This is a genomic window from Glycomyces artemisiae (assembly GCF_003002955.1).
GTDB lineage: Bacteria > Actinomycetota > Actinomycetes > Mycobacteriales > Micromonosporaceae > Glycomyces > Glycomyces artemisiae.
Genome location: NZ_PVTJ01000002.1, coordinates 1 through 26976, shown reverse-complemented (window position 1 = coordinate 26976; position 26976 = coordinate 1). Strand labels below are relative to the sequence as shown.

Here is a 26976-nt window from a genome sequence, read left to right as displayed (position 1 = left end):
CTACTCGTCCTCGGCGAAGGTCTCTCCGGTCCTCGCGCGCCAGTGGTCGACCCACGCCAGCGCGTCCATCGTGTCGGCGTGGTCGGCGCCGAGATGGGTCTCGCACGCGGCCGCGAACCGCTCGGCGTAGGCGACGGCGTCGCCGATCGGCCGGGTCGTGCCGATGTGCCGGACCGCGTCGAACAGGACCTTGGCCGCGAACCCGTCGGCGAACAGCGATCCGTCCGTGTTCGCAAGCATCCGTTCGACATTGGCGATGAAGAGCGGCATGCGCGGGTCGTCTTCCCCCGGCCAGATGTCGTGGAAGATGTACCCCGCGATGCGGATCGTCGCTTCCCGGCCCCTCGCCTCCAGGATCTCCCCTGCCGCGCGCTGCACGAGCGGGTGGACGCTGACCGCGTCGCCGTCGATGTCGACGAGCGACAGCCGGTGCAGGGCCGCGAGCGCGTCCTCGACGTCGGCGCGGGTCGGCGGCGTGTCGGAGCGGCCGCTGGAGACGTCCGCGAACGTCCGGAGGGCGCGATCGGAGGTGAACAGCGCGAGGGGGATGCCCGCGGGGTCGAGGCGGCACGCCAGCTCCAGGACCGAGGACGCGAGCCTGGGCAGGTCGTCGCTGGCGGCCGCGGCGATCACCGGATGGATCGCGGCCGTGACGGGCGCGCCGGCGTCGGGGAGGGACGCGAGGTAGCCGCGGCAGGTCGTTCCGGGCCGGTCGAGGAGGTGCGCGGCGGCGAGAGCGAGCGCGCGCGGCAGGTGCCCGAGCGCGGCGGCCAGTTCGGCCGCGCCGTCCAGGGCGCGCGAGCCGGCGCCGAGGCGCCACTCCAGGTACGTCGCGGACCAATCGGAAGTGAAGGGGCCGAGGTGAACGCGGTGTCCGTCGATCGCAGTGCTGCGAATCTGGGTGGTCAGGATCGTCTGTCCGCGGGAGGTCTCAGGGGGCCATAGCCCCGCGAGATGGCCGGGATCGGTCACGCCGTCGAGGACGACGAGCCACCGCGGCGCGTTGGGCCGGTCGAGCCAGGTGAGGAAGCGGACGGCCGCGGCCTCCTCATCAGCCGGGTCGTCGCCGCGCACCGCCGCCGCGGCTGCCGCGAACGCCGCCGCGATGCCCTCGCGGGTGGCCGCGTCCGCCCAGACGAGGAGGTCGAGTTCGCCTGCGTTCCACTGCCTCCGGGCGTGCTCCGCCGCGACCTCTGTCTTGCCTGCGCCCGTCAGGCCCGTGAGAACAGTCGGGCCCTCCGCGGCGATCAGGCCGTACCGGGCGATCCGCGCGGGGGCGGCGTTCGGGATGCGGCCCACCAGGAGCGGCCCGTCGGCGAACGAGTGCACCGCCGCCTGGACCGGCTGGTGCATGTGAAGCTGCACCTCCTGCCCCTGGATGAGGTTGTGGACCCGCGGGTCGTTGACCGTGAAACCCGGTTCGGGGGCGGCGTGCTCGGGCATGAGGGCAGGGTACTCCGTCCCGGCGCGGCCCCCGGGGACGCCGAAAGGGGGCGCCCGCGGGCGCCCCCTCCAGACGAAACGCTAGATCATGGGGTGGCGGATGATGTTCTCCTCGCGGCCCGGGCCGACGCCGACCACGGACACCCGTGCGCCGCACAGCTCTTCGAGGCGCTCGATGTACGTCTGGGCGTTGCGGGGCAGCTCGTCGAACTTGCGGCACGCGGAGATGTCCTCGAACCAGCCGTCGTGGTACTCGTACACCGGCTTCGCGTGGTGGACCCCGGTCTGCGTCATCGGCATCTCGTCGACCCGCTCGCCGTCGACCTCGTACGCCACGCAGATCGGGACGCGTTCGAGCTCGGAGAGCACGTCGAGCTTCGTCACGAACAGGTCGGTGATCCCGTTGACGCGCACCGCGTACCGGCCCAGCACCGCGTCGAACCAGCCGCAGCGGCGCCGCCGCCCCGTGGTGACGCCGTACTCGCCGCCCTTCTTGAGCAGGAACTCCCCGAACTCGTCGAACAGCTCCGTCGGGAACGGCCCCGAGCCCACGCGGGTCGTGTACGCCTTGATGATGCCGATCGACGTCGTGATCTTGTTCGGCGCGATGCCGGTGCCCACGCACGCGCCGCCCGTCGTCGGGTTCGAGGACGTCACGAACGGGTAGGTGCCGTGGTCGACGTCGAGCATCGTCGCCTGGGCGCCTTCGAGGAGGACGTTCTTGCCCGCCTCCAGGGCCTTGTTGAGCAGCAGCCGCGTGTCGGCGATGTACGGCTTCAGGCGCTCGGCGTACCCGAGGTACTCCTCGACCACGGCCTGCGGGTCGATCGCCTTGCGGTTGTAGACCTTCACGAGGATCTGGTTCTTCTCGCGGAGGATCTGCTCCAGCTTGATGGAGAGGATCTTCGGGTCCAGGAGGTCCTGCACGCGGATGCCCTGGCGGGCCACCTTGTCGGCGTACGCCGGGCCGATGCCGCGCCCGGTCGTGCCGATCCGCGCCCCGCCCAGGTACCGCTCGACGACCCGGTCGAGCGCCCGGTGGTGCGGCATGATGAGGTGCGCGTCCGCGGAGAGCTTCAGGTTCGAGACGTCGACGCCGCCGGCGGTCAGCTCGTCGAGCTCGGAGATGAGGAACTTCGGGTCCACGACCACGCCGTTGCCGATGACCGGGACGACGCCGGGGGTGAGGATGCCGACCGGGACCAGGTGGATGGCGTACTTCGTGCCGTCGGGGGTCACCACCGTGTGTCCGGCGTTGTTGCCGCCCTGGTAGCGGACGACGTAGTCCATCTCGGCGCCGAGCAGGTCGGTGACCTTGCCCTTGCCTTCGTCGCCCCACTGCGTTCCTACGACCGCGATCGCCGGCATCTGCCCACATCCTCCCGGGAAGTTGATCACCCGATTACTTGGTAAGCCTACTGGCATTCGTTTATCTGGGGTAACAGCAGGCCCGAGCACTATGAAGCGGGTCCCCGTCACACCGTAGAGTCGGCCGGGTGAACGTCGTCGTGTTGACACTCGTGGAGTCCGACTGCTCCAACCCCGGGCCGCGCACCCAGGCGCTGCACCTGGCCGACGAGCTGAAGGCCCGCGGGGCCGCCGTGCGCACCGTCGAGGCCCGCACCCCCGAGGACATCGACCAGGCCGCGCAGGACCCCGACGAGCGGATCGTCCTCGCCGCCGACACCGACGAGCAGGTCAACGCCGTCGTCGCCCGGCTCACCCGCCTCGCGATGCCCGCGCCCTCCATGCGCCCCGAGGGCCTGCCCGACGGCCGCACGATCCCCGACCTGCCCGCGCTCGCGGTCCTGCCGCTCGGCACGGTCCCCGGGATCGTCGTGCGCCTCGGCCTGCCCGAGAAGCCCGCCGACGTCGCCGAGGCCGTGGTCTCCGGCGCGGTGAAGCGCACCGACCTCATGCGCCACGACGGCGGCGGCGTCGCCGTCGACGGCGTGCGTCTCGGCGGCGGCGACCGCCCCTGGCGGGGCGTCGTCAACCTCGACGACGTGGTCCTCGCCGACGGCTCCGAGCAGATCCTCGCGTGCGTCGTCGCCAACGCCGACGGGTACGCCGCCGCCGACGACATGGTCCTCGCCGAGCCCGACCCCGCCGACGGGAAGATCGACGTCGCGGTCGCCGTCCCCGTCATGGCCGGGCGCTTCCGCAAGCGCCTGCGCATCGAGGTGCGCCGCGCGAAGGGACGCGCCGTCGCCGTCCACCCCGCCGACACCGTCACCTACATCCAGGACGGCCTCGCCGGGCAGCTCGGCCGCAAGCGCACCTGGTGGATCGAGCCCGGCGCCGCCGGGTGGTACACCGCCTGAACCCCAAGCGGCCGAACGGGAACGCTCCGTGAGCGGTGCGGCCTCCTGCGTCGTATCGACCGCTGTGCCCGACCTCGCCACCTGATCGAAATCCGATCGTTATCTAGGTGAGGCATGCTGGTCAGCGCCCACAAGGCAGCGTTCTTGCGAGAGCAGCGCGGGGTGCGAGACCCGGCGCACGGCGAACATGGAGGTGGCGGGCAGTGGCGGCGGCGTATACGAGTTTCGTGGCCATCGGCGACAGTTTCACCGAAGGGGTCGGCGATCCGGACCCCCGAGGCGGCCGCGACCGCGGCTGGGCCGACCTCTTCGCAGAACGGGCCGCCGAGGAGTGGCCCGGGTTCGCCTACGCGAACCTCGCCGTCCGCGGCAGGCTCTTCGACCGCATCGTCGACGAGCAGGTCGTCCCCGCGATCCGGCAGCGCCCCGACCTCGTGTCGTTCGCGGCCGGCGCCAACGACGCCCTCCGCCCCGGCTACAACCACGTGCCCCTCGCGACCCGCGCGCACGAGGTCGTCCGGCTCCTCAAGGCCTCCGGCGCCCAGGTCGTCCTCTTCACCTGCGCCGACGTCACCCCCCACATCCCCGGGATGCGCATGCTCCGCAAGCGCTTCACCGACATGAACGAGGCCTACCGCAAAGTCGCGAAGCGGCACGACGCCGTCCTGGTCGACCTGTGGGAGGACCGCGCGTTCGACGACCCGCGCCTGTGGGCCGTCGACCGCCTCCACATGAACACCCTCGGCCACCGCCGCGTCGCCGCCGACGTGTGCCAGGCCCTGGGCATCGAGCCCGACCCGGCATGGCTCGACCCCCTCCCCGACCTCCCGCGGCCCCGCCGCGAGATGAACGGCGTCCAGTGGGCCGGCAGGCACCTGGCCCCCTGGGTCAAGCGCCGCCTCACCGGCAAGTCCTCAGGGGACGCCGTCACCCCCAAGCGCCCCGACCTCACCAAGGTGAAGTGACCGCCATGGCCATCATGTTCAAACTCCTCGCGATCATGGTCGTGATCCTGACCTGCGCGTTCTTCTTCGGGCTGCTGTTCAAGAAGGGCCGGGACCGCTGACGCGAGCCCTGCTCGGCCGATTCGCCTGCCCCTCTTCGGGGGTGGGCGTGGCGCTTCCGGCGGAGACAGGGCATCATGGTTCATTGTGGGACTCCTCCAGCGTCTGTTGGGGCGCCGGGACACACCTGATTCAGTGCCAGATCCCGCCGCCCAACCCGAACCTGCCTCCGAGCCCGAGAGCGCGCCAGAGCCCGGCGCGTCCTCCGGCGCGCTCGGCGATGCCGCCCCCGAGACCGGCCCGGACCCCTCCCCGGCCGCCCAGGAGGAGGACAGCATCACCGCCGCAACGTCCGTGACCGCACTCCGGCTCGTGCCCGACCTCGCGCCCGAACCCGATCCCGAGCCCGTGACCGACGCCGCGGAGCCGCACGCGGCCCCCGCGCCCGACTCCTCCGATGAGATCTTCGTGCCCGAACGGCCCCGCCGCGAACTGCTCACACTGGACAAGCCCGAGCCGCCCCGGCAGGGCACCGGCCGCGACGAGATGATGCCGCGCATCGACTCCGAGGACCTCGACATCGCCGGGTCCCCGCGCGCCGACCTGCGCGCCGCCGGGCTCGCCGTCCCCAAGATGCACCAGCTCGTGCGCCGTGGCGACACCGCCATGTGGGCGTTCGGGGTCCGCGCCTCCGAGGCCCTGCGCTGGTGGCTCGACATCCGCCAGTCCGCCGAGCAGACCGGGTGGATGCCCGTGCTCCTCGGCGCGCCCGGCGAATGGCGCGACAACGGCGAGGCGATCGTCCACGAAGGCGACGACGAGCTCGCCCGCGCCGACGAGATCGACGCCGCCGAACTGCTCCACGAGAAGGGCGCCGAGGCCGGGGAGCCCGCCCGCGGCGTCCCGATCCTGCCCCGGCGCGGCGACTCCGACTTCGCCACTCCGCAGTCGGAGGGCCTGCTCGGCCTCGTGCGCACCGACGCGGGCTGGAAGATCCCCGCCATGTTCCCGTGGAAGGGCTCCACGAACTGGGAGCTGTACGGCGCCGAGCACGCAGCGGTCCTGCGCAGCTGGAACCGCCGCTTCGAGGCCGAACTCGTCGCCATGACCTACGACGTGATCGAGCTGTACGTGCCCCGCCCGCCCGCACCCGAGGAGGCCATTGCCGTCGCCGGGGAGGCCTACGCGTACTGCCCCGACCTCCTCGACTCCGGCGTGCCCACCCTGGAGGACCTCGCCGAGCACATGATCCGGTCGAAGGCGTGGTACTTCCGCTGGGCCTAAGCCTCTGAGCCCTTGCGGCGCACCGCCTCCATGCGGGGCGCCAGGCCGTCGAGGAACCGCTCCAGGGCGTAGCGCATCGCCTGGTGGGCCGTCGCGTCCCACGCGGACTCGTCGGAGAACCGCTGGACGTGCCGGAACCTGCCGGATTCGAAGGCGCGCTTGAGGTACGGCTCCTGGATCGCCCACCACTCGCGCTCGTCGGCGAGCGGCGCTTCTTCCGCGCTGTCGCGCATCAGGTACTGGCGGGCCGTGCCGGTGACGAGGTTCATGATCGACGTGATGACGAGGTTGATCTCCCGGTCGGGCAGGTCGTGGCCCTCGAACGCGCTGATCGCGAAGTCGTAGCCCGCCATCGAGTCCGGGCCGAACACCGGCCGCCGCTGGTTGATCTCCAGCAGCCACGGGTGCGCGTCGTACACCTCCCACGTGCCCTCCGCGAGCAGCTCCAGCCGGGCCCGCCAGTCCAGGCCCTCCAGGAGCGACTCGTCGCCGTCGTTGCGGCCGACCCGGTCCACCATGAGGTCGATGAGCTCCCGCTTGCCCGGGACGTACCGGTAGATCGTCATGGCGCCCACGCCCAGCTCGGCCGAGACGCTGCGCATCCCGAAGCACGAGCCCTCGCGGTCGGCGACCGCGATCGCGGCCTCCACGATCCGGTCCACCGTGAGCCGCGGCTTGGGCCCGGGCTTGCTCTGCGCAGGGCTCAGGTCGCGCCAGAGCAGCTCCAGGCTTCGTGTGGGGTCGCCCGCCCCCGTCTGTGGTGTCGCCATAGGGGCCTCATGATATCGCGCTTGCTAACCGGGTACATCGTATGCTATTACTGGGTACAACGTACCCGATTCAGGGAGACCAGGCAATGACCACCACGACCGTCGAGGCATCGGGCCTCGGCAAACGATTCAAGGACACCGCCGCGCTCGACGGCTTCGACCTCGCCGCCGAGTCCGGCACCGTCCTCGGCCTCCTCGGCCCCAACGGCGCCGGGAAGACCACCACCGTCCGCATCCTCACCACCCTGCTGCGCTTCGACACCGGGCGCGCGGCCGTCGCCGGGTTCGACGTCGCGAAGGACGCCCGCCAGGTGCGCCGCCGCATCGGCCTCACCGGACAGCAGACCGCCGTCGACGACCTCCTCACCGCCCGCCAGAACCTCGTCCTCTTCGGGAAGCTGTACCGGCTGAGCAAGACCCGCGCCCGCGAGCGCGCCGGGCAGCTGCTCGACCAGTTCGGGCTCGGCGAGGCCGCCGACCGCCAGGCCAAGCACTTCTCCGGCGGCATGAAGCGCCGCCTCGACCTCGCCGCGAGCATGATCCTCGCCCCGCAGGTCCTGTTCCTCGACGAGCCGACGACGGGCCTCGACCCCGGCGGGCGCCGCGAGGTCTGGGACGCCGTCTCCGGCCTCGCCGCCGACGGCACCACCGTCGTCCTCACCACCCACTACCTCGACGAGGCCGACCGCCTCTGCGACCGGATCGCCGTCATCGACCACGGCCGCAACCTCGTCGACGACACCCCCGCCGGGCTCAAGCGGCGCATGGGCGCCGACCGCCTGGAGATCGCCGCCACCGACCCGGCCGACCTGCCCGCGCTGCAGGCGATCGCCGAGCAGGTCGCCGACGGGGACGTCGCCGTCGGCGCCGCGGGCGTCTCCGCCGCCGTCAAAGACCCCGTCGCGGCCCTCACCGCCGCCGCCACCGCCGTGCAGGAGCGGGCGATCACCGTCGCCGACATCGGCCTGCGCCGCCCCACCCTCGACGAGGCCTTCCTCGACCTCATCGGCGACAAGGAGAACCAGTGACCACCTCGACCGCACCGCTCCCCGGCGAGACCCTCGCCGGGCGGATCAAGTGGACGCTCCACGACTACCGCGCCATCGTCGGCCAGGAGTTCACCCACGTGCTGCGCCAGCCCGCGAACTTCGCGTGGGCCCTCGGCTTCCCGATCGTCATGGTCCTGCTGTTCGTGTACGTCTTCGGGTCCGCCATGGACGTCACCGGCCAGGGCGCCGGCGTCGACTACGTCGCCTACGCCATGCCCGGCATGTTCGCCATGACCATGGCCTTCGGGTTCATGAACACCGCCACCGCCGTCGCCTACGCCAAGGAGAAGGGCTTCATCGACCGCGTCAGGTCCATGCCCATGGCCTCCTCCGCGGTCGTGGTGGGCCGCAACATCGCCGACACCGTGCAGGCCGCCGTCGACCTGCTCGTGCTCAGCCTCATCGCCCTCGCCATCGGCTGGCGCTCAGGGGGAACGATGTGGGAGACGCTCGGCGCGTTCGCGCTCCTGCTGTGGCTGCGCTTCGCGCTCATCTGGATCGGCGTCTGGCTCGGCCTCCTCGTCAAGAACGTCGAGCAGGCCGGGACCCTCTTCGCCCTCGCCTTCCCCTTCGGCATGGTCTCCTCCGTGTTCACCCCGCCCGAGCTCATGCCCGGCTGGCTCGGCGCCATCGCCGCCTGGAACCCCGTGTCCGCCACCGCGACCGCCATCCGCGAGCTCTTCGGCAACCCCGTCGCCGCCGGGACGGCCTGGCCCGAGCAGCACGCCCTCCTCGCCGCGATCGCGTGGCCGCTCGTCATCACCGCGGTGTTCCTCCCGCTCGGCGTGCGCCGCTTCAGCAACCTCGGCCGCTAGCACCCGGCCGACGACCTGAAGGGAACCAGGAAGGGCCCGCGCCGCACCCGGCGCGGGCCCGCCGAATGTTTCGAGTTCGATCGGTATCGATTTCGCACCGATATCGCGCAATTCCATGGGAGCGTTTGCGAAGACGGTTGCGCAATCGCTGTATTTATCCGTGCAATTCCGGCGAATCAGCGAATCGCCCGGACTGACAGCGCTTCCAGTCTGCGCTAACGTTCTTCCACCGCGAGGCTTCCCTCACCTCGGCCTCGCGCACCCGGCGCCCGGTCATCCCTCGACGGAAAGCAGAACCGACATGACCAAGAGGAGACACCTCCCCGCGCTCGCCGCCACCGCGGTGCTGGCGACCGCCGCGTGCAGCGACGACGAGCCCCCCGCCGAGACGGACGCGGACGGCCTCGTGATCGACGAGTTCCCCCGCGGCGAGACCCTGTACACGACCGGCACGGCGTGGGGACCGCCCGGCGACTTCAACCCGGTCACCGCGGGCGGCGTCACCGGCCTCAACGGGCTCGGCTACGAGTACCTCTTCCTCTACGACGTCGAGGAGCAGGCCCTCACCCCCTGGCTCGCCGAGTCCGGGACGTGGACCGGCGAGCGCGAGTTCGAGCTCAAGCTGCGCGCCGGGATCGACTGGAGCGACGGCGAGTCGTTCACCGCCGACGACGTCGCGTACACGTTCGAGCTCGGCAAGACCGACGGCGTCCCCTTCGCCGGGGTCTGGGACTGGCTCGAAGCCGTGGAGGTCGTCGACGAGCTCACCCTCCGGTTCACCTTCACCGAAGCGCGCCACCAGGAATGGGACAACTTCCTGTACACCAACGAGATCGTGCCCAAGCACGTCTTCGAAGCGTACGCGCCCGAGGAGGTCCTCACCGGCGCCCTCGGCCCGGACCCGGTCGTCACCGGTCCCTACCGCGTCCACTCCTTCGACGAGACGCGCATCGCCTGGGTCAAGCGCGACGGCTGGTGGGCCACCGAGGCGCTCGGCCTCGACGTGCGGCCCCGCTTCATCGTCGACCTCGTGACGCCCTCGAACGCCGACATCCTCAACATGCTCATCGAGGGCCGCCTGGACCTGGCGAACAACTTCATGCCCGGCGTCGCCGACTTCATCTCCGGGGACCCCGCGCTCACCACGTACTACGACAAGCCGCCGTTCATGGCGCCCGCGAACACCGCGATGCTCATCCCCAACACCACCCGCAAGCCCCTCGACGACCCGGAGTTCCGGCGCGCCATGGCCTTCGCGGTCAGCCCCGGGCAGATCGTCGACGCCGTCTACGGCGGCATGGTCACCGAGGCCCACCCGACCGGGCTCCTGCCGGTCTGGGAGCGCTACTACGACGCCGGGATCGTCGAGGAGGACGGGTTCGTCTTCGAGCCGTCCCAGGCCGTGGCCCTCCTCGGCGCCGCCGGGTACAAGGACGAGGACGGCGACGGGTTCGTGGAGAACCTGGACGGCGAGCCGTTCTCCCTGCGGCTCATCGTCCCCACCGGCTGGACCGACTGGGAGGACGCCGCCCGCTCCATCGCCTCCGACCTCGTGGACGCCGGCATCAACGTCACCGCCGAGTCGGTGGACGCCGCCGACGTCGACGCCGCCCGCGCCGGCGGCGACTTCGACCTGCTCGTCAACAACGACAGCCGCCTCACCAACTCGCCGTGGAGCCACTTCCGGTACCTCTTCCAGCTGCCCGTCGCCGACGCGCAGCTCACCGGCAACTACTCCCGCTGGGAGAACGAGGACGCCTGGGAGCTCACCCAAGAACTCTCCACTGTGGCCTCCGACGACCCCCGCTACATGGAGATCATCGCCGAGCTGGAGCGCTTCGCGCTCCGCGACCTCCCCGCGATCCCCGTCTGGTACAACGGCGCCTGGTCCCAGGCCAGCAACGCCGTCTGGACCGGCTGGCCCACCGCCGACGACGGCGCGGTCTACGCCAGCGCCTGGGACGAGATGTGGGGCTTCGGCGCCGTCCGCATGCTCACCGGCATCACCCCGGTCGAGTTACGGCGCAAGGAAACGGGCCCGCGCCGCCACCCGAAAGGCGGCGCGGGCCCTCTTTCATCCCCCCGGTCCCTTAGAACCCGATCCAGGCGGTCTGGGCGTAGCCGCCGCCGAGTTCGTTGGACTGCAGGCCCGCTGCGGAGAGGGTCCAGAGCTGGTCGCCGATGACGAGGGTGCGGAGGATGCCCTCGCTGTACGGGTCGGAGGCCTCCTGCTCGATCCAGGCGGCCTGGTCGACCGTGTCGGCGCCGATCGCGAGGACGACCGCGCCGGAGCGGTAGTTGGAGTAGTCGGGGCCCCAGTCGGTGACGGGCAGGACGGCGATCCCGGCGTCGTCCCAGTACAGGAACGCGTGCGGGTCCCACTGGACGGCGGAGTCCGAGTTCTCGCGGAAGTACTGGTCGAGGACCGCGGCCTCCGGTGCGGCCGTGTCGAACAGGCTCGCCTGGAGGCCGGTGGTGACGCCGTCCTCGGTGGCCTCCTGGCCGATGCCCAGGAGCCGGTCGGCCCCCACGGGGTGGAGGTAGCCGGAGTAGCCGGTGATCTTCAGCTCGCCGGTGACGGCGAGGTTCGCCGGGTCAGAGAGGTCCACTGTGTACAGCGGGTCGGTCTGGCGGAACGTGACGATGTACGCGGTGTCGGCGATGAAGCGGACGGCGTAGATCTGCTCGGTGACGCCGAGGTCGGTGACCGAGCCGGTCTCGGTGAGGGCGTCGTCCCCGACGGCGAACACCGTCACCGTGGACTTCGAGGGCTCCGGTTCGGCGGGCGCGACTTCGGCGCCCTCCCAAGCGCAGTCGTCGGCCGGGCCGCAGCCGCCGCCCCACCAGCCCCACACCGAGTCGTTCTCGGTGGTGGCGACCCGCAGGTGCCCGTCGTACTCGCTGAGCGAGTACTGGTTGAGCAGCGACCCGGGGACGGTGGCCTCGCCCGCGAGGCGCGGCTCGCCGTCCTCGAAGTGGAACCGGTACAGCTCGGTCTCCGACTGCGGCTGCTCGTCTTCGGCCGCGCCCCAGCCGTAGTCGTAGTGCGCGAGGTAGAGGCTCTCGGTGGTGCCGTGGACGGTGTCGCCGTCGGCCATGACCGTGTGCGGCTCCACGTCCTCCCAGCCGCCGTCGGCGGCGAGCCCGAACACGGTCACGGCGGAGCCGGAGAACCGGTCGGGGTGGGCGATGTCGCGGCAGTCGATCTCGCCGTCCTCGCCGTTGACGCTGAAGCCCGGCACCCAGTCCTCAAGCTCGGTGGCAGCGATGGCGGCCTTGAGGTCCTCCAGGTCGGCGTCGGCGTCGTACAGGACGTCCTGCACCGGTTGGATGCTCGGCTGCGAGGACACCGCGAGGCGCACCTCGCCGCCGACCATCCGCGCGTCCACCATGGACCCGTCCATGGAGAACGTGTCGAGCACGTCGAGGCTCGCCGGGTCGAGCCGGTCGATCGTGAACTCGCTGTAGTAGGTCTCGCCGTCCTGGCGGTCCTGCGTGTACATGACGAGGAGTTCGTCGTCGCCGAGGAACAGCTCGTGGTCCCACGACATGTCGTCGTAGCGGTGCTCGGCCACGACCTCGCCGGAGCGGGTGTCGACGACGCGCAGTTCGTTCTGGACGACGCTGTAGACGAACGCGCCGTCGGTCTTGACGATGTCGGGCTCGTCGACCCCGGCGACCGCGTTGTTGGTCTGGGAGTAGGCGTCCGAGGCCGCGGCGGTCGGCGCCTCGGCGCTGTCGGACCCGGCGGCCATGTCGCCTTCCTCGCGGGCCACGCCGTCCTCGGCGAAGCCGTTCGCGAAGTACCCGCCGGACTGCCACTGGGCCATCATCGCGGCGGCCGCGTCCTGGATGCCTTCGAGCGCTTCGTCGCAGCCGCCGTAGGAGGCGAGCTGCGCGGAGGCGGGCACCCACGGGACGGCCTCGACGTCGGGGTCGCCCCCGTCTGAGGAGGAGGTGCACCCGGCGGCGGCGAGGGCGGCCGCGCCCGCGAGTGCGGTGAGGAGTTTCGCTTTCATGCCGGTGGGACGCCGCCCGCGGCCCGGCGGTTCCCGTGGAGCAGAAAAAGGGCCCGGGCGCTTCGAAAGCTCCCGGGCCCGGCTCGGACGGGCCGTCTCAACCCTTCGTGCCGCCCGAGGTCAGCCCGCTGATGAGGTGCCGCTCGGCGAACGCGTAGAACACGAGCGCCGGGAGCATCGCGAGCATGACGAACGCGAGGACCTTCGCCGTGTCGGACGCGTACTGGCCGCTGAACTGGGTGACGCCCAGCGGGAGCGTCCACCACGTCGACTTCTGGAGCACCACCAGCGGCAGCAGGAACGAGTTCCACGACCCGACGAGCGCGAGCACCGACACGGTCGCGAGCACCGGCCGCGCCATCGGCAGGAGGATGCGCGAGAAGAACAGCCACGGCCCGGCGCCGTCGATCGTCGCGGCCTCCTCGACCTCGGCGGGGATCGAGCGGAAGAACGTGCGCAGGATGATGATCGTCAGCGGCAGGCCGAACGCGGCCTGCGGGAGGATCACCCCGAGCGGGCTGTTGAGCAGCTCGAACGTGCGCAGGATGATGAACAGCGGCAGCACCGCCACCGCGAACGGGAACATCATGCCCGCCGCGAACAGCGTGAACAGGCCCTCGCGGCCGCGGAACGCGTAGCGCGCGAACACGAACGCGACCATCGCCGAGCACGCGACGACGATGAACGTGGTGATGAGCGCGATGAACACCGAGGAGAAGACCTGCTGCCAGAACGCGCCCGAGGCGAGCACGTCGGTGTAGTTCTGGGTGTTCCACGGGCTCGGCAGGCCCAGGGCGTTCTCGCGCAGCTGCTGGTTGTCCTTGAAGCCGCCCAGGAGCGCGAACAGGATCGGCGTCGCCACGAACGCGGTGGTGACGAACGCGGCGATGTAGAACCCGGTGTGCCGCAGCAGGCGCGCGCGGCGCGTCGTGACCTTCATGAGCGGTTCCCGGCGGTGGTGATCGACCCCTGGAGGTCGCGGTTGAGGACGAAGCGCTGGTAGAACAGCGCGAACACGAGGCTGATGAGGAACATCGCGATGGACAGCGCCGACGCGTACCCGATCTGGTTGCGCTGGAAGCCCTGCTCGTACATGGTGATCGCGAGGGTCTCGGAGGCGTGGAACGGCCCGCCGCCGGTGAGCACGTACACCAGGTCGAACAGCTGGACCGTGCCGATCACGGACAGGAACACGATCATGCGGACCGTGGGGCCCATGAGCGGCAGCGTGATCGAGCGGAACGCCTGCGCGCCGGTGGCGCCGTCGATGGCGGCGGCCTCGTACAGCTCGTCGGGGATGTTCTGGCGCCCGGCGAGGAACAGGATCATGTGGAAGCCGAAGAACTTCCAGGTGAGGATCCCGAAGATGACGAACATGACGATCTCGCGGTCGGAGAGCCACCCGACCTGCGAGTCGACGCCGAGGTTCGCCAGGAGCGAGTCGGCGAAGCCGCGCCGCGGCGAGAACACGAGCCGGAACAGGACCGCGGTGACGGCCTCGGTGAGCACGTAGGGCACGAAGAACAGGAGCCGGAACGCGGTGCGCCCGGGGAACCGCTGGTGCAGGAGCATAGCCAGGCCGAAGGAGATCGGCAGCTGCACCAGCAGCGAGAGGACCACGATGAGCCCCAGGCGCCACAGGTCCCCGAGGAACACCTCGTCCTGGAGGAGGTTGCGGAAGTTCTCCAGGCCCACGAAGTCGGTGGGGACGCCGCCGAGCCCGTTCCAGCGGAAGAACGCGACGTACGCGGCGAACAGGACCGGCAGGATCACGAAGAGCAGGAACAGGACCAGGCCGGGCGCGATGAACGTCGCGAGGGTCCCCGCGCCGGGGCGCCCGGACCGCTTGCGGGGGCTCTTGCCCTCGCGGCGGTCCGGGCGCCCCGGGGAGACCCGGGGGGACTCCGTGGTCGTCACTCCTCGGCCGCCCACGCCTCGTTGACCATCGACACGAAGTCGTCGGGGGTCAGCTGGCCCAGGATGAGCCCTTCGGTGGCCTCGTTGATGACGCCGCCGATGGCCGGCGGGTACGCCTGGTCGAGGTACAGCTGCGTGCCGGTGGCGGTGGCGAGCGCGTCGACGACCTTCTGGGTGTCCTCGTTCAGGTCCGGCGCGACGGCCGCGGTGTCGACGGCGACCGGGGTGAGGTTGCCCTCGGTGATCGCGCGCGAGTAGTTCTCGGGCTCCATGAAGTAGCACAGGAAGTCGAGGGCCTCGTCGGGCGCGTCCGCGGCGACCGCGTAGCCGTTGCCGCCGCCGAGCCACTCGGTGGTGGTCCCGACGCCGCCTTCGACCGTGGGGAATGGGAAGAACCCGAGGTTCTCGGGCCCGTCGGTGCCGGAGTTGTCGCGCTGGGCCTGCGGAGCCCACTGGCCCATCAGCTCCATGGCGGCGAGCCCTTCGCCCATGACCGCGGACTGGCCGTCGGCCTCGCCGTAGGTCGCGGACTCGAAGCCGGGCTGGAACGGCTCCAGGGCGGCGAGGTCGGCGACCATCTGACCGGCCTGGACGAAGCCGTCGCCGGAGAAGTCCCCGGCCTCGGCCGCCGCTTCGAGGCCGTCGAGGCCGACGGTGCGCATGGCGAGGTAGGTCCAGTAGTAGTGGCCGGGCCACTGGTCGGCGCCCGCGAGGGCGATCGGCGCGATCCCGGCGTCCTTGAGGGCCTGGACGTCGGCGAGGAACTCGTCCCAGGTGGCGGGCGGCGCGTCGATGCCGGCCTCGGCGAACAGGTCCATGTTGTACCAGAACCCGACGACCCCGGCGTCGAACGGCATGCCGTAGAGCTTGCCGTCGATCGTATAGGGCTCCAAGGCGATCGGGTTGATCTGGTCGATGCAGTCGAGCTTGCCGGTGAGGTCCTGCACGAGGCCGGCCTCGACCTGCTCGGCGAGCACGCCGCCGCCCCAGGTGTGGAAGATGTCGGGGACGTCGCCCGACTGCGAGGCGGTGCCCATGCGGTCCTTGAACGCCTGGTTCTCGATGGGCTGCACGTCGAAGGTGACGTCGTGCTCGGCCCCGAAGTCGTCGGCGAACTCCTGCCACGTGGACATGAGCGGGTCCTGGTTCTGGATGTGCCACCAGGTGATGTCGGCGTCGCTCTCGCCGCTGTCGCCGCACGCGGCGGCGGTCAGCGCGAGCGCGGCGGCCGCACCGGCCGCCACGAGCGCGCGGGGCCGGAGAAGGGGATTTCGCATCGGGCGCGTTCCTTTCGAGGGATGAGGGTTCGTCCGTCCGAAAGTTTCAGAAGAAGTATCGGAAACTTTCGATGCGATCATGGTACCTGCGCCCACCCGGAAAGTGAAGGGGGTCTCTATTCGTCATCATGCGCCCCAAGAGAGACCGATAACATCGCAGTTCACAGGCGTAATACGGTCAACCGGTGTCGGAATCGGAGGCCCGGAACAGCTCAATCGAACGAAATCGAACACGTGCCCGCGGCGCGCACGGCTGAGCACACGGCTGGGCACATGAAAACGGCCGCCCGGTGGAACCGGACGGCCGTGAAATCCTCGCGGAGCGGGTGACGAGAATCGAACTCGCCTCTCAACCTTGGGAAGGTCGCATTCTACCAATGAACTACACCCGCGAACTCCGCCTGAACGGAGCCGCACCGAGTATACAAAAGCCCGCGGAGGGCCGCACGGTGCCCCGGAGGAGGTGTGCCGCTACAGGGTCGCGAGGGCGGCGGTGATGTCGTCGTAGAGGAGGCCGACGTTGGCGTACACGCCGGGGTTGCCCGCCTCGGCGCAGCCGTAGCCCCAGCTCACGATGCCGACGAGGACGCCGTCCTCGGAGATCAGCGGGCCGCCGGAGTCGCCCTGGCAGGAGTCCACGCCGCCGTTCTCCAGGTCGCCCGCGCAGATCATCGTGGCGGCGTCGAACTCGGAGCCGTAGGCGCCGGAGCAGTCGCCGTCGCTGATGTAGGGGACGTCGACGTACAGGAGGTCCTGCGACATCGAGCCGGACTCGGTGGTGCCCCAGCCGATCACGGTGAGGGTGCCCCAGTCCTTGGTGTCCTCCTCGGTGAGCGGGAGGGTCTCGGCGCCGCTGATCGGCTCGGCGAGCTTGATGAGCGACCAGTCGTTGACCATGGTCGAGCCGTTGAAGCCGTCGGCGACGACGATCTCGCTGACGTCGTAGACGTCGGTCTGGGTGATGTCGGTGTCGCCGTGGCGGACCACGATGTCCCCGGCGGCGGAGCCCTCGGTGCAGTGGGCGGCGGTGAGGACGACGTCCTCGGCGATGAGGGAGCCGCCGCAGAAGTTGAACGACGGGTCGCCCGCGTCGGCGAGGGCGACGGTCCAGGGGAACTGGCCGTCGGCGGCGGGCTGGCCGCCGATGATCTGGGCGTCGAAGTCGCCGTCGGTGGTGGCTTCGTCCGCGTTGGCGCCGACGGTGCCGACCGCGAACGCGGCGGCGCCGAGTCCGGCGGCGACGACCGCGCCGATCTTGACGAGGGTCTTTCGGTTGTGCTTCACGCGAGAAATCCTTTCGGGTGAGGGTGGATCCAGGCGTTCACCTGCCGCAAGCAGCATACGGGAATATCGCTCATATCTGAGTAATCCACATCTAAGCTGTTTTTCAGTGAATAGCGGCGTATACACGCCTGTATTCAGCAATAGGGACGGACGCCTGCGAATAGTCCATTCCGGACTGCATCCGGAATGCGGAAGGCCGGGAGGGCCCGCCCCTCCCGGCCTTCACGGATCAAGGGGTCTACTCGACGGACCAGCCCGCGAGGACCTCGTCGATGGCGTCGTCGAAGTCCGCGACCTCGCCGTACACGCCCGGGTTGCCGGCCTCGGCGCAGCCGTAGCCCCAGCTCACGATGCCGACGAGCGTCAGGCCCTCGTTGTCGGCCATGATCGGGCCGCCCGAGTCGCCCTGGCACGAGTCGACCCCGCCGTTCTCCAGGTCGCCCGCGCACAGCATCGAGGCCGCGTCGACCTCACCCGGGTAGGCCGCCTCGCAGTCGGCGTCGCTCACGAACGGCACCTCGACCCACTCGGCCACCGTCGGGTACTCCTCGCCCGTGTTGCCCCAGCCCGCGGTCTCCAGGACCTCGAACTCGGCCGCCGGGTCGGTGTTGAGCGGGATCGGCTCCTGGTCGACCTCCTCGGCGAGCTTGAGCAGCGCCCAGTCGTTCGCCATCGCGATGGGGTCGTTGTAGTCCTCCGCGATGTGGAAGTCCGTCACCGCGGTCTCCACGATCTCGTCGGACTCCAGGTCCACCGAGCCGGAGAAGACGACGAGCTCCGAGGCGTCCTCGGTGCCCTCGACGCAGTGCGCCGCGGTGAGGACGACGTCGTGGGCGATGAGCGAGCCGCCGCAGAACTGGCGCTCCCAGGGGGTCCCCTCGCCCGCGGAGCCCAGGCCCACGAGCCAGGGGTACTGGCCCTCCTCGGCGGGCTGGCCGCCGATGATCTGCGCCTCGAAGTCGTTGTCCGCGGCGTTGTCCTGCGCGTTGGCGGCGACGCCGGCCCAGGCGATGGCCGCGGCGCCGAGCCCGGCGGCGACGCCCGCGCCGAGGCGGACCAGCTGCTTCCTCTTCATGTCCACTTTGATCCTTTCGGGGTGGAGGTGAGGATCAGGCCGTTTGGCCTTCCTGACCCGAAAGGCGCGATGAGCGGCTTTGGTGGTTGCGTGCCGCTTCTGATCGCAATTCAGTGAATTACTATGGAAGGTCGGTTCCGAGCTCCTTGCCGAGGTGGATCGAGCCGTCCTCGGCGCTGTAGTAGCCGAACGTGTCGACCGGGGTGTACCCGAGCAGGCCGTACATCGCGACGGCCTCGGGCTGGCGCGGACCGGTCTCCAGGATCACGCGCTTGCGGCCCGCGGCCGCGGCGGACTCCTCGACGGCGGCCACGATGCGCTTCGCGAGGCCCTGGCGGCGGGCGGCGGCGCGCACGTAGACGCGCTTCATCTCCGCATCGCCGTCGCCGTGGGCGCGCCAGCCCCCGCAGCCGACGGGCTCGCCGGACTCGTCGAAGACGACGAGGAACTCGCCGTTCGGCGGCTCGAAGTCGGCGTCGCTCATCTCGGTCATGTCGCCGGAGCCGTAGCGCACGACGTACTCGGCCTGGACCTCCTCGCACAGGAGGCGCGCGGCGGGGCTGGAGTAGGGGGTCTTCGCGATCGTGAACTGCACGCGTTCCAGATTCGCACGACGCGCGGTCACCGTGCCAGCGCTTTTCGTCACGTTTGCGACGGGCCTTCCGAATCGGCGCCGGGCGTCCCTGCGGCGTATCGCACATGAAGCGGCGTCCCAGTTCAGAAGCCTGAAACCCTGTCCGAACGGATGAGTCGCGAAGGCCCGTTCGTCGGTTTCGTCCGCCCGAACGCACAGACTTCGCCGTCTCGGAAGCGGCGGCGTCCTCCACGCCCGGTAGCGCTGCGCCGACCATTACGATCTTCACATCGGCGATGGTCGAAACGGGTCCGGCGCTCCGGGCTTCCCACCGCCGCCGGCCGGGGCCGGTGCTGACGACACCCCCGGCCGGTGCGAGGGCGCGACCCCTCCGGCCCGGTCCGGGGCCGAGGGCCCGCTGCGCCCGGAACCGGGGACCCCGAGCGGAGTCCCGAGCGTGCGGGACGCGCCCGCGATCCGGTGGGAAGGAGGCATGCCACCACATGCGCACTACGCAGCGCCGCAGTCCGGCCCAGGCCCGAGGGGACCTGTGGAAGGGCTGGGCCGCGCCGTCCGTGCGGTCGGCGTTCACGGCCGCGTTCGCGGTGGTGGTCGTCCTGGTCGGGCTGCGCCTGACCGCCCGCGGCGACTCGCACGCCGTGTCGTGGCTGGCGCTGCCGCCGCTGGCGGCGTCGGCGTTCCTGCCGTGGCGCTGGGTCGCCGGGGTCGGCGCGGCGAGCATGGCCGCGGCCTTCGGGTTCCTGTGGACCCTCCGGGACTTCTCGATCTCGGCGGTCTCGCAGCACGGCGTGGACTTCCTGGTGGTGGCCGTGGCCGTGGTGATCGCCGCGGCCGTGGCGGTCGTGCGCGAGCGGGACGACGAGCGGATGCGGCGGCTCACGCAGCTCGCCTCGGTGGTGCAGCAGGCGATCCTGCGGCCGATCGGGGAGCGCCTGGGGCCCTTCGACATCGCGGCCCGGTACGTGTCGGCCCGGTCGGGCGCGGAGATCGGCGGGGACCTGTACGAGGCCCTCGACACCGAGTACGGGGTGCGGATCGTCATCGGCGACGTGCGCGGCAAGGGCCTGGACGCGGTGCGGCTGTCGTCCACGGTGCTCGGCTCGTTCCGGCACGTGGCGTTCGAGCGGCCGGACCAGCGGTGCATGATCGACGACCTCGACCACGCGGTGGCGCGCAACGGCGGCGACGAGGACTTCGTGACGGCGATCCTGCTCCAGGAGCGCGGCGGGACCCTGGAGATCCTCAACTGCGGGCACCCGCCGCCGATGCTGGTGCGCGACGGCGTGGCGACCTACCTGGAGCCCGAGTCGATGGCGCCGCCGCTGGGCCTGAGCCCGTCGGCGCAGGAGCTGACGGTGCGGCTCCAGCCGGGGGACCGGATCCTGCTGTACACCGACGGCCTGGCGGAGGCCCGCCGGGACGGCGAGTTCTTCCCGATCCGCGAGCGCGCGTGGAGCCTCATCGGGCACGGCAACACCGGCGACGGGCTGGCGTCGCTGGAGACGGCGCTGCGGCGCTGGGTCGGCGGCCCGCTGACCGACGACATCGCGCTGCTGCTCCTGGACTACCGCCCGGAGGCGGATTGACCGATCCGGCAGCGCCGCAGGGCGGTCAGGCGCGGACGCTTGCGGCGGCGCTTGGTGAGGCGGACGGGGAGGCGGCGGCTCATCGCACGGCCTCCTCAAGGGTGGCCTCGGGCGCGGCGCTGACGAGCCGCAGGACCCGGTGCAGGACGGGCCGGGCGCGGCGGTGGCGCCCGACGTAGACGGGCCCGACGCGGGCGGCGATCTGGTTGGCGACGGCACGGATCATCTGGGGTGCTCCTGGTGGATGCGGCGCAGCGGTGCGGCGGGTCGGTCCTCGGCGGCGGAACCGGCCTCTGCGCTTCGGCGGGAATCGCACAGGCGGTCTGATGCACGGTTCAACGAGGCACGAGTGCGCCGGTTACGGCACCCGGCCGGAGACCTCCACGATCACCCGATCGAACGACGCCGCTGTCGGGTATCCGACCGCGACACGCGGGCGGACCTGCGGCGGACCGCGGGATCCTTGTAGAGATTACTGACGGGTAATATGATGGTGGTTACCACCGAGTAATGGAGGACCAGCAATGACGCACTTCCGCCACAACCTCCGGGACCTGGAGTTCAATCTCTTCGAGGTCTTCGGAGCGGACAAGATCCTCGACCACCAGGCCTATCCCGACCTGGACGAGGCCACCGCCCGAGAGATCCTGGCGGAGCTGGCCCGGCTCGCCGAGAACGAGCTGGCCTCCAGCTACGTCGAGGGCGACCGCAACCCGCCCGTGTTCGACGCCGCGAACCACTCGGTGACGCTGCCCGAGTCGTTCAAGAAGTCGTACCGCGCGTTCATCGACGCCGAGTACTGGCGCCTGGACCTGCCCGAGGTCCTCGGCGGCACCTCCGCGCCGCGCATGCTCTGGTGGTCCCTGGCCGAACTCGTGCTCGGCTCCAACCCGGCCCTGTGGATGTACGCCGCCGGCTCCTCGTTCGCGCACTCCGCGTACCGCGAGGGCACGCCCGAGCAGCAGGAGTGGGCGAAGCTGTTCGTCGAGAAGGGCTGGGGCGCGACGATGGTCCTGACCGAGCCCGACGCGGGCTCCGACGTCGGCGCGGGCCTCACCAAGGCGTACAAGCAGCCCGACGGCTCCTGGCACATCGAGGGCGTCAAGCGCTTCATCACCTCGGGCGACCAGGACATGACCGAGAACATCATCCACTACGTCCTCGCCCGCCCGGTCGGCGAAGAGGGCGCGGGCGGCCCCGGCACGAAGGGCCTGAGCCTGTTCATCGTGCCGAAGTACCTGTTCGACCCGGCCACCGGCGAGCTCGGCGAGCGCAACGGCGTGAACGTCACCAACATCGAGCACAAGATGGGCCTGAAGGTCTCGGCGACCGCCGAGCTCACCTTCGGCGACAAGGCCCCCGCGAAGGGCTGGCTCCTCGGCGACAAGCACGAGGGCATCCGCCAGATGTTCCTCATCATCGAGTACGCGCGGATGATGGTGGGCACCAAGGCCATCGCGACGCTCTCCACCGGCTACCTGAACGCGCTCGACTACGCCAAGAGCCGCATCCAGGGCGCCGACCTGCTCCAGTCGACCGACAAGACCGCGCCGCGCGTGCCGATCATCAAGCACCCGGACGTGCGCCGCTCGCTCCTGCTCCAGAAGTCCTACGCCGAGGGCCTGCGCGCGCTCGTCTCGTACACCGCTTCGTGGCAGGACAAGGCCATCATCGCCGAGGCCGACGGCGACGCGGACGCGGCCGAGACCGCGAAGAAGATCAACGACCTGCTCCTGCCGCTCGTCAAGGGCTGCGGCTCCGAGCGCGCCTACGACCTGCTGTCCTCGGAGTCCCTCCAGACGTTCGGCGGCTCCGGGTACCTCCAGGACTACCCGCTGGAGCAGTACGTGCGCGACGCGAAGATCGACACGCTCTACGAGGGCACCACCGCCATCCAGAGCCTCGACTTCCTGTTCCGCAAGATCATCAAGGACAACGGCGAGTCGCTCATGGCCGTCGCGAGCGAGATCATGGAGTCCACCCAGGACGGCCACGCGGAGCTGGAGGAGGTGCGCGGCCGCGTGCTGCGCGCCCTCGGCGACGTGCAGGGCATCCTGGAGGCGCTCCAGCCCGCGCTCATGGCCGCGATGGGCGACGAGCCCCGCGAGCTGTACAAGGCCGGGCTGCACTCGCGGCGCCTGCTGCTGGCCGTCGGCGACCTCATGGTCGGCTGGCTCCTGCTGCGCCAGGCCGAGGTCGCCCAGGCCAAGCTCGACGGCGGCGCGGACGACGACTTCTACCGCGGCAAGGTCGCGGCCGCGAAGTTCTTCGCCCACGAGGTGCTCCCGCGCATCACCGCCGACCGCAAGATCGTCGAGGCCGCGGACCTGGTCCCGATGGACCTCCCCGACGGGGCCTTCTAAGAGCGGCACGTTCCAGCCCGCCGCGACGGCTCGCGCCGCGCACCTGCTCCCGGGTGCGCGGCGCGAGCCGCTCCCGTTCCCTCACACGGTGAACGTGAAGTGGAAGCCCGCATCGCCGCCCTCGGACCCGGCGAGCGCCGCCTCCAGGCCGTGCAGGGTCCCGCGCAGGTACTGGAGGTTCCGCCACAGCGCCGCATGGGACTCCAGGTAGCGGGACGCGGCGTCGGCCGCGCCCGGCGCGGTCCCGAACGCGGGCGCCCGGCTCAGCGTCCCCTGCGCCAGCACCGGAATGACGCCGCCCTCCAGTTCGCCGATCAGCTCCAGCAGGAACAGCCGGTACTCCTCGACCGCCGCCGGGTCGTACACGCGCTCGCCCATGGGTCTCGCTCCTTCGCTCTCGGTGCTCAGTTGTAGGGGTCCTCGGTGGGCCTGACGTAGCCCCACACGTTCCCGGTCTCGCGCCGCGACAGCTGCGGCGCTTCGTCCTCGGAGCCCTCGCCGTCCTCGGTCTCCTTGTCGCCCTTGCCCTTCCGGTCCGGGTCCTTCGGCGCCGCAACCTGCTGCCCCGCGGGCGAGTGGAACAGGCCCCCGCCGCGCGGACTGCTCGCGGTCGCGGTGGTCGGCGTCGTCACCGCCGGACCGAACAGCCCCTGCGGGGCCCCGCCCGGCCCGCCCGCGACCGCGACGGCCGCGCCCCGGCCCCCGAACCCGGAGCCCTGCGTGCCGCCGGGCCCGAGCCCGCCGCCTCCTCCGGTGCCGCCCGCGAGGCCGCCGGACACCGGCTCGTCGTCTTCCGGCGCCTCCCAAGGGCTTTCCTGCTCCCGCACCGACCCGTCGCCGCCGGGCGGGACCGGGCTCGGGTCCTGCACGGTCTGCGGCGCGACCGGCGCCGCGGGCCGCTCCGCCTCCGGCGCGGCGAGATCCATGTACGACGCGTCCGCGGTACCGGGGAACGGCCGGTCCTCACCGGTCGCCCGCACCGCCGCGAGCTCCTCGCTCTGGCCGTCGCGCTTCGCCGCGATGGCCTCGTCGATCGCCGCCTGCCGCTCCTCGTACGCCGCGAACTCGGCCGCCACCCGCTCCCCGAAGACGTCCTTCGCCTCCAGGCCCGCGGTCGACCGCACGTCGGCCACCAGCGCGCCCAGGCCCGACAGGCCCTCGCCCACCCGCTCCTCGATGAACTCCCGCACCTCCGTCGCCAGCGCCGCGTCCGCACCCGCGATCTCCATGGCCCGCTCGGCCTCCTCGCAGGTCATGCGGATGCAGTCGCCCTGCCACCACGCGGGCCGGACGTGCAGCGCCGCCAGCTCCGACCACTCGCCCTCGACCCCCACCAGCGGCGCGGGGTACGGGATCTCGCCGGAATCGCCGCCCTGGAGCGCGTAGATCGCCGACTCGCGCCGCTCCAGCTCCGCGGCCGCCGCCTCCACGTCGTCGAGCACGCCCTCGACGAGCGCCCGCGCCGCGTCGGCCTGCTCGGCGAGCGCGTCGAAGTCGTCCCCCGCCCAGCCTTCGGCGAGCGACGCGAGCTTCGAGCGCATCCGGTCGGGCCACGACGCGATCCGCTCCCCGACCTCCTCGGTCCAGCCGCTGCGCAGACGCTGCAACGAGAACGCGTCGGGGTCCTCCGGCCTGACGGCGTTCACGGCCGCCCTGAAATCGTCCTCGGTCGGATAGGCCATGCCCTCGCAGCGCGGCTTCAACCTCGCCGACTGGCCCTCCACGGGGACCGCGGAGGCGAGCTGCACCCAGTCCTCCTCCGCCGGATGCGCCACCGGGTGCGGGCAGTCCCCCGCCGAGCACCCGGCCCGCTCACCGCCGGTCGCGGCGTCCCCGAACGCGATCGCGAACTCGAACGACGGCAGCTCGACCGACCAGGCGGCCCCCTCGCCGGTCGCGGACAGGTCGTCGGTCATCGCAGCGCACCTCCTCTGGCGGACCCGGGCCCCGGCGGGCCCGGTCTCGGATCCATGCGGCCCATGGAAGACCGGGCGGTCACACATCCGTCATCGGACCATTCGGGCGCAGCGGTGACCGATCGGTGGCCCCTGGCGGGAGAGTGCTCGGAACGCCGCCGGGCGCCCGTCCGGGAGTGCGGATTCGAAGGAGGAACCCATGACCGTGCACATGGACGTCGAAGGCGTGCGAACGGGCGGCACCGGCCTGCGCGCAATGGCCTCGCACAGCCAGGCCGCGCCCAGGCGGGTGGAGCGCCCGGCGGCGTCGGCCGCGGACCGCAACCGCGGCTTCGCGACCGGCGACGCGGGCCGGCGCTGGCAGACCTCGCTCCATGCCGTCGCGAGCGCCGTCGAGCGGCGCCTCACATGGCAGGGCGACCAGGTCGTCGGCAGCGCCGACGACGCGGAGGCGAACGACCAGGAGACGGGGAACCGCTTCGCCGCCATCCAGAACCAGCTCCCGACCGGCCCGCGGCGATAGGAGAGGACATGCCCAGCTACCAGGACGCCCTTGCGGCGCAGCCCACCGAGTTCATCACGTACGCCTCCGAGATGGCCGCGGCCGCAAGCGATCTCGCCGCGCAGCAGACCGAGTACGGCCAGAACGTCGCCGGGATCAACCAGCACTGGCGCGACACCGCGAACGACGCCTTCAACGGGGAGGTCGGCACCGTCACCGCCCACCTGGGCCAGGTCATCGGCGAGATCACCACGACCGCGGGGAGCCTCGCCGCGGCCGGGTCGCAGATGCTCACCGAGTGCACGCTCCTGCGGGCCGCCGACACCGCGTTGAAGGCCGTGGGCTTCGACATCCAGCCCGCGCCCCTCGTGACCCTCGGTGCGGCGCAGCGGGCCGCGATCGCGGCGGCCGGACCCTTCGGCGGCATCATCGAGGCCGCGCTCCAGGCCCAGGCCCTCGCCGGGACCCTCGGCCTCCAGACGCTCACGACCCTCGTCAACGCCGCCGACGCGACTGCGGGCGCCGCGCTGACAGCCGCGGCGGACCTGCTGAAGCCCTTGGAGGACAGGACGTCCGGCGGAGACGACCACAGCATGAACGAGATGGCGGAGGACCACTCCGGCACCGGCGGCGACGGCTCCTCCGGAGGCGAGGGCGAGGAGTCCGAGGAGGAGCAGACCGACGAGGAGAAGCAGGAGGAGGAGCAGCCCGGCCAGGAGGACCAGGCCGGGGAGCCGGGCGCGGAGCAGCCGACCACGCCTGAGACCCCTTCGGGCATGGAGGACCTCGCGCAGCCGGAGACCCCCGACCTTGAGAACCCTTGGGACGCCTCCGAACTCGACCCGGAGGACTACTCCGGCGGCCTCGCCTCCGGCGCGGGCCTCGGCGGCGGTGCGGGCGGCGGTCTCGGCGGCGGGCTTTCGACGGGTGCTGCGGGCGTCTCGGCCGGCTCCTCGGTTCCCGTCGGCGCGACCGGTGCTCCGGGCGGCGTGCCCGCGGCGGCCGCTTCTGGCGCGGGTGGGGCGGGCGGCATGATGGGCGGCGGCCGCGGGGGTGGCGGCGGGCGGCCCGAGGATGAGAACGCGCGCGAGTCGACGCTCATCGAGGACCCCGACGAGGACGTCTGGGGCATCGGCAAGGCGGCCGACGACCTGTACGAGTAGGCGTCGGCGAAGGCCCGGTCCCGGCAGGGGGACCGGGCCTTTCTGCGCTGGCGCAACTGGTGGTCGAATCGGCCGCAGCCGCAGAGGAATCGGCGGTGCCGGTGTTGGTGTCGACGCGAGGAGCCGGATTGTCGTTTCGAGGGGCGCGGTCGATTTCGTTCAAGGTTCGAGCACTTGGTTAGGGAGGGCGGGGACGGGAGAAGAGAAAGGGGGAGGGGAATGCGGGCTTGCGTTGCCGGGGCCGGGTCGCTGTCGGGTCGGGGTTCGTGCGGGCAGCGACGGCGGAGCGCGGGATTGGTTGGGGGTGCGTCGCCGGGCTGGGGCGGCGTTCGGGTCGGGGTTCGGGCGATCAGCGACGGCGGAGCGCAGAGTTGGTTCGGCGTGCACTGCCGGGGCGGGGCGGGTTCGGGTGCCGGTGGCGCTGGCCTGCTTGCGGGGGCGCGGCGCCGATAGCGGGCGCGGGTGTGGTGTGGTCGTGGTGCGCATGGTGTGTCGCCTCCCTTCGCGGTGCGGCCGTGTCGGCCCTCCTGGCGTTCTCGGCTCCCTTGGCCTTCGACCCCTGGCTGCGGTTCGTCTGCGGGCGCCGAACC

At 71.4% G+C, this 26976-nt stretch carries 23 protein-coding genes and 1 tRNA gene; 10 read left to right on the top strand and 14 right to left on the bottom strand.

Annotated elements, in window-relative coordinates; translation table 11 throughout:
- Nucleotides 1-1443 carry a DUF7779 domain-containing protein gene (locus B0I28_RS26815; protein ID WP_146147967.1) on the bottom strand — a complete coding sequence of 481 codons (1443 nt, stop codon included), beginning with the start codon at nt 1441-1443 and terminating at the stop codon, nt 1-3.
- A gap of 81 nt (nt 1444-1524) precedes the next feature.
- The gene (locus B0I28_RS04575; protein ID WP_106362655.1) at nt 1525-2811 is read right to left on the bottom strand and encodes an adenylosuccinate synthase; all 1287 of its coding nucleotides are present in this window, start codon (nt 2809-2811) and stop codon (nt 1525-1527) included.
- 128 nt (nt 2812-2939) lie between these two features.
- On the opposite strand from B0I28_RS04575, the gene B0I28_RS04570 reads away from it, so the two are divergent.
- From B0I28_RS04570 to B0I28_RS04560, 3 genes are all read left to right on the top strand, one after another.
- Nucleotides 2940-3767, top strand: coding sequence for a diacylglycerol kinase family protein (locus B0I28_RS04570; RefSeq protein WP_106362654.1), 828 nt, complete (start codon nt 2940-2942; stop codon nt 3765-3767).
- 227 nt (nt 3768-3994) lie between these two features.
- Complete coding sequence (locus B0I28_RS04565) at nt 3995-4732, top strand: SGNH/GDSL hydrolase family protein (RefSeq protein WP_106362653.1); 738 nt, start codon at nt 3995-3997, stop codon at nt 4730-4732.
- Between the two features lie 234 nt (nt 4733-4966).
- Nucleotides 4967-6055 (top strand): DUF4253 domain-containing protein, encoded by a 1089-nt coding sequence (locus B0I28_RS04560; protein ID WP_106362652.1) that lies wholly within the window; start codon nt 4967-4969, stop codon nt 6053-6055.
- Here B0I28_RS04560 and B0I28_RS04555 read toward each other — a convergent pair.
- Entirely contained in the window at nt 6052-6825 is a 774-nt protein-coding gene (locus B0I28_RS04555; protein ID WP_106362651.1) for a TetR/AcrR family transcriptional regulator C-terminal domain-containing protein, read from the bottom strand. The two genes, B0I28_RS04560 and B0I28_RS04555, sit on opposite strands and share 4 nt — an antisense overlap.
- Nucleotides 6826-6911: 86 nt before the next feature.
- Here B0I28_RS04555 and B0I28_RS04550 point away from each other — a divergent pair, with 86 nt between their 5' ends.
- The 3 genes from B0I28_RS04550 (at nt 6912) to B0I28_RS04540 (ending at nt 10874) form a co-directional block, all read left to right on the top strand.
- The gene (locus B0I28_RS04550; RefSeq protein ID WP_106362650.1) at nt 6912-7853 is read left to right on the top strand and encodes an ATP-binding cassette domain-containing protein; all 942 of its coding nucleotides are present in this window, start codon (nt 6912-6914) and stop codon (nt 7851-7853) included.
- Entirely contained in the window at nt 7850-8689 is an 840-nt protein-coding gene (locus B0I28_RS04545) for an ABC transporter permease (RefSeq protein ID WP_106362649.1), read from the top strand. Before B0I28_RS04550 ends, B0I28_RS04545 begins: the two co-directional genes overlap by 4 nt.
- Before the next feature lie 301 nt (nt 8690-8990).
- Nucleotides 8991-10874, top strand: a complete 1884-nt coding sequence (locus B0I28_RS04540; RefSeq protein ID WP_106362648.1) for an ABC transporter substrate-binding protein — start codon at nt 8991-8993, stop codon at nt 10872-10874.
- On the opposite strand, the gene B0I28_RS04535 is transcribed toward B0I28_RS04540, so the two are convergent.
- The 8 genes from B0I28_RS04535 to B0I28_RS04500 all read right to left on the bottom strand — a co-directional run bounded on the left by B0I28_RS04535 (nt 10780) and on the right by B0I28_RS04500 (nt 18856).
- Nucleotides 10780-12708 carry a beta-propeller domain-containing protein gene (locus B0I28_RS04535; RefSeq protein ID WP_106362647.1) on the bottom strand — a complete coding sequence of 643 codons (1929 nt, stop codon included), beginning with the start codon at nt 12706-12708 and terminating at the stop codon, nt 10780-10782. The genes B0I28_RS04540 and B0I28_RS04535 overlap by 95 nt on opposite strands.
- A 97-nt stretch (nt 12709-12805) precedes the next feature.
- The gene (locus tag B0I28_RS04530; RefSeq protein WP_106362646.1) at nt 12806-13648 is read right to left on the bottom strand and encodes a carbohydrate ABC transporter permease; all 843 of its coding nucleotides are present in this window, start codon (nt 13646-13648) and stop codon (nt 12806-12808) included.
- Nucleotides 13645-14625: a carbohydrate ABC transporter permease gene (locus B0I28_RS04525; RefSeq protein WP_106362645.1), complete on the bottom strand. Its 981-nt coding sequence runs from the start codon at nt 14623-14625 to the stop codon at nt 13645-13647. Before B0I28_RS04525 ends, B0I28_RS04530 begins: the two co-directional genes overlap by 4 nt.
- On the bottom strand, nt 14622-15902 hold the full coding sequence (locus B0I28_RS04520) for an extracellular solute-binding protein (RefSeq protein ID WP_181245634.1): 1281 nt from the start codon (nt 15900-15902) through the stop codon (nt 14622-14624). Before B0I28_RS04520 ends, B0I28_RS04525 begins: the two co-directional genes overlap by 4 nt.
- 321 nt (nt 15903-16223) lie before the next feature.
- A tRNA-Gly gene (locus B0I28_RS04515) sits at nt 16224-16294 on the bottom strand.
- A gap of 79 nt (nt 16295-16373) precedes the next feature.
- On the bottom strand, nt 16374-17186 hold the full coding sequence (locus B0I28_RS04510; RefSeq protein WP_181245633.1) for a S1 family serine peptidase: 813 nt from the start codon (nt 17184-17186) through the stop codon (nt 16374-16376).
- 238 nt (nt 17187-17424) lie between these two features.
- Nucleotides 17425-18261, bottom strand: a complete 837-nt coding sequence (locus B0I28_RS04505; protein ID WP_106362642.1) for a S1 family serine peptidase — start codon at nt 18259-18261, stop codon at nt 17425-17427.
- Nucleotides 18262-18382: 121 nt separating this feature from the next.
- The gene (locus B0I28_RS04500; RefSeq protein ID WP_219926563.1) at nt 18383-18856 is read right to left on the bottom strand and encodes a GNAT family N-acetyltransferase; all 474 of its coding nucleotides are present in this window, start codon (nt 18854-18856) and stop codon (nt 18383-18385) included.
- Between the two features lie 482 nt (nt 18857-19338).
- Here B0I28_RS04500 and B0I28_RS04495 point away from each other — a divergent pair, with 482 nt between their 5' ends.
- On the top strand, nt 19339-20442 hold the full coding sequence (locus B0I28_RS04495; protein WP_219926562.1) for a PP2C family protein-serine/threonine phosphatase: 1104 nt from the start codon (nt 19339-19341) through the stop codon (nt 20440-20442).
- A gap of 79 nt (nt 20443-20521) precedes the next feature.
- Here B0I28_RS04495 and B0I28_RS27085 read toward each other — a convergent pair whose 3' ends face one another.
- Nucleotides 20522-20668, bottom strand: coding sequence for a hypothetical protein (locus B0I28_RS27085; protein ID WP_181245632.1), 147 nt, complete (start codon nt 20666-20668; stop codon nt 20522-20524).
- A 298-nt stretch (nt 20669-20966) separates the two neighbouring features.
- Here B0I28_RS27085 and B0I28_RS04490 point away from each other — a divergent pair, with 298 nt between their 5' ends.
- Nucleotides 20967-22805, top strand: coding sequence for an acyl-CoA dehydrogenase (locus B0I28_RS04490; RefSeq protein WP_106362641.1), 1839 nt, complete (start codon nt 20967-20969; stop codon nt 22803-22805).
- Between the two features lie 81 nt (nt 22806-22886).
- On the opposite strand, the gene B0I28_RS27080 is transcribed toward B0I28_RS04490, so the two are convergent.
- Entirely contained in the window at nt 22887-23183 is a 297-nt protein-coding gene (locus B0I28_RS27080; protein ID WP_181245631.1) for a hypothetical protein, read from the bottom strand.
- Between the two features lie 26 nt (nt 23184-23209).
- The gene (locus B0I28_RS04485) at nt 23210-24721 is read right to left on the bottom strand and encodes a hypothetical protein (RefSeq protein WP_106362640.1); all 1512 of its coding nucleotides are present in this window, start codon (nt 24719-24721) and stop codon (nt 23210-23212) included.
- 199 nt (nt 24722-24920) lie between these two features.
- On the opposite strand from B0I28_RS04485, the gene B0I28_RS04480 reads away from it, so the two are divergent.
- Nucleotides 24921-25244: a hypothetical protein gene (locus B0I28_RS04480; RefSeq protein ID WP_106362639.1), complete on the top strand. Its 324-nt coding sequence runs from the start codon at nt 24921-24923 to the stop codon at nt 25242-25244.
- Nucleotides 25245-25252: 8 nt separating this feature from the next.
- The gene (locus B0I28_RS04475) at nt 25253-26386 is read left to right on the top strand and encodes a hypothetical protein (RefSeq protein WP_106362638.1); all 1134 of its coding nucleotides are present in this window, start codon (nt 25253-25255) and stop codon (nt 26384-26386) included.
- Nucleotides 26387-26976: the final 590 nt, after the last annotated feature.

Excerpts from the sequence above, each read along its gene's own strand:
- B0I28_RS04540 (WP_106362648.1), top strand. The coding sequence starts at position 8,991 with ATGACCAAGAGGAGACACCTCCCCGCGCTCGCCGCCACCGCGGTGCTG.
- B0I28_RS27080 (WP_181245631.1), bottom strand. The coding sequence starts at position 23,183 with ATGGGCGAGCGCGTGTACGACCCGGCGGCGGTCGAGGAGTACCGGCTG.
- B0I28_RS26815 (WP_146147967.1), bottom strand. The coding sequence starts at position 1,443 with ATGCCCGAGCACGCCGCCCCCGAACCGGGTTTCACGGTCAACGACCCG.
- B0I28_RS04535 (WP_106362647.1), bottom strand. The coding sequence starts at position 12,708 with ATGAAAGCGAAACTCCTCACCGCACTCGCGGGCGCGGCCGCCCTCGCC.
- B0I28_RS04530 (WP_106362646.1), bottom strand. The coding sequence starts at position 13,648 with ATGAAGGTCACGACGCGCCGCGCGCGCCTGCTGCGGCACACCGGGTTC.
- B0I28_RS04555 (WP_106362651.1), bottom strand. The coding sequence starts at position 6,825 with ATGGCGACACCACAGACGGGGGCGGGCGACCCCACACGAAGCCTGGAG.
- B0I28_RS04485 (WP_106362640.1), bottom strand. The coding sequence starts at position 24,721 with ATGACCGACGACCTGTCCGCGACCGGCGAGGGGGCCGCCTGGTCGGTC.
- B0I28_RS04475 (WP_106362638.1), top strand. The coding sequence starts at position 25,253 with ATGCCCAGCTACCAGGACGCCCTTGCGGCGCAGCCCACCGAGTTCATC.
- B0I28_RS04505 (WP_106362642.1), bottom strand. The coding sequence starts at position 18,261 with ATGAAGAGGAAGCAGCTGGTCCGCCTCGGCGCGGGCGTCGCCGCCGGG.
- B0I28_RS04490 (WP_106362641.1), top strand. The coding sequence starts at position 20,967 with ATGACGCACTTCCGCCACAACCTCCGGGACCTGGAGTTCAATCTCTTC.
- B0I28_RS04550 (WP_106362650.1), top strand. The coding sequence starts at position 6,912 with ATGACCACCACGACCGTCGAGGCATCGGGCCTCGGCAAACGATTCAAG.
- B0I28_RS27085 (WP_181245632.1), bottom strand. The coding sequence starts at position 20,668 with ATGATCCGTGCCGTCGCCAACCAGATCGCCGCCCGCGTCGGGCCCGTC.
- B0I28_RS04575 (WP_106362655.1), bottom strand. The coding sequence starts at position 2,811 with ATGCCGGCGATCGCGGTCGTAGGAACGCAGTGGGGCGACGAAGGCAAG.
- B0I28_RS04495 (WP_219926562.1), top strand. The coding sequence starts at position 19,339 with ATGCGCACTACGCAGCGCCGCAGTCCGGCCCAGGCCCGAGGGGACCTG.
- B0I28_RS04480 (WP_106362639.1), top strand. The coding sequence starts at position 24,921 with ATGACCGTGCACATGGACGTCGAAGGCGTGCGAACGGGCGGCACCGGC.
- B0I28_RS04520 (WP_181245634.1), bottom strand. The coding sequence starts at position 15,902 with ATGCGAAATCCCCTTCTCCGGCCCCGCGCGCTCGTGGCGGCCGGTGCG.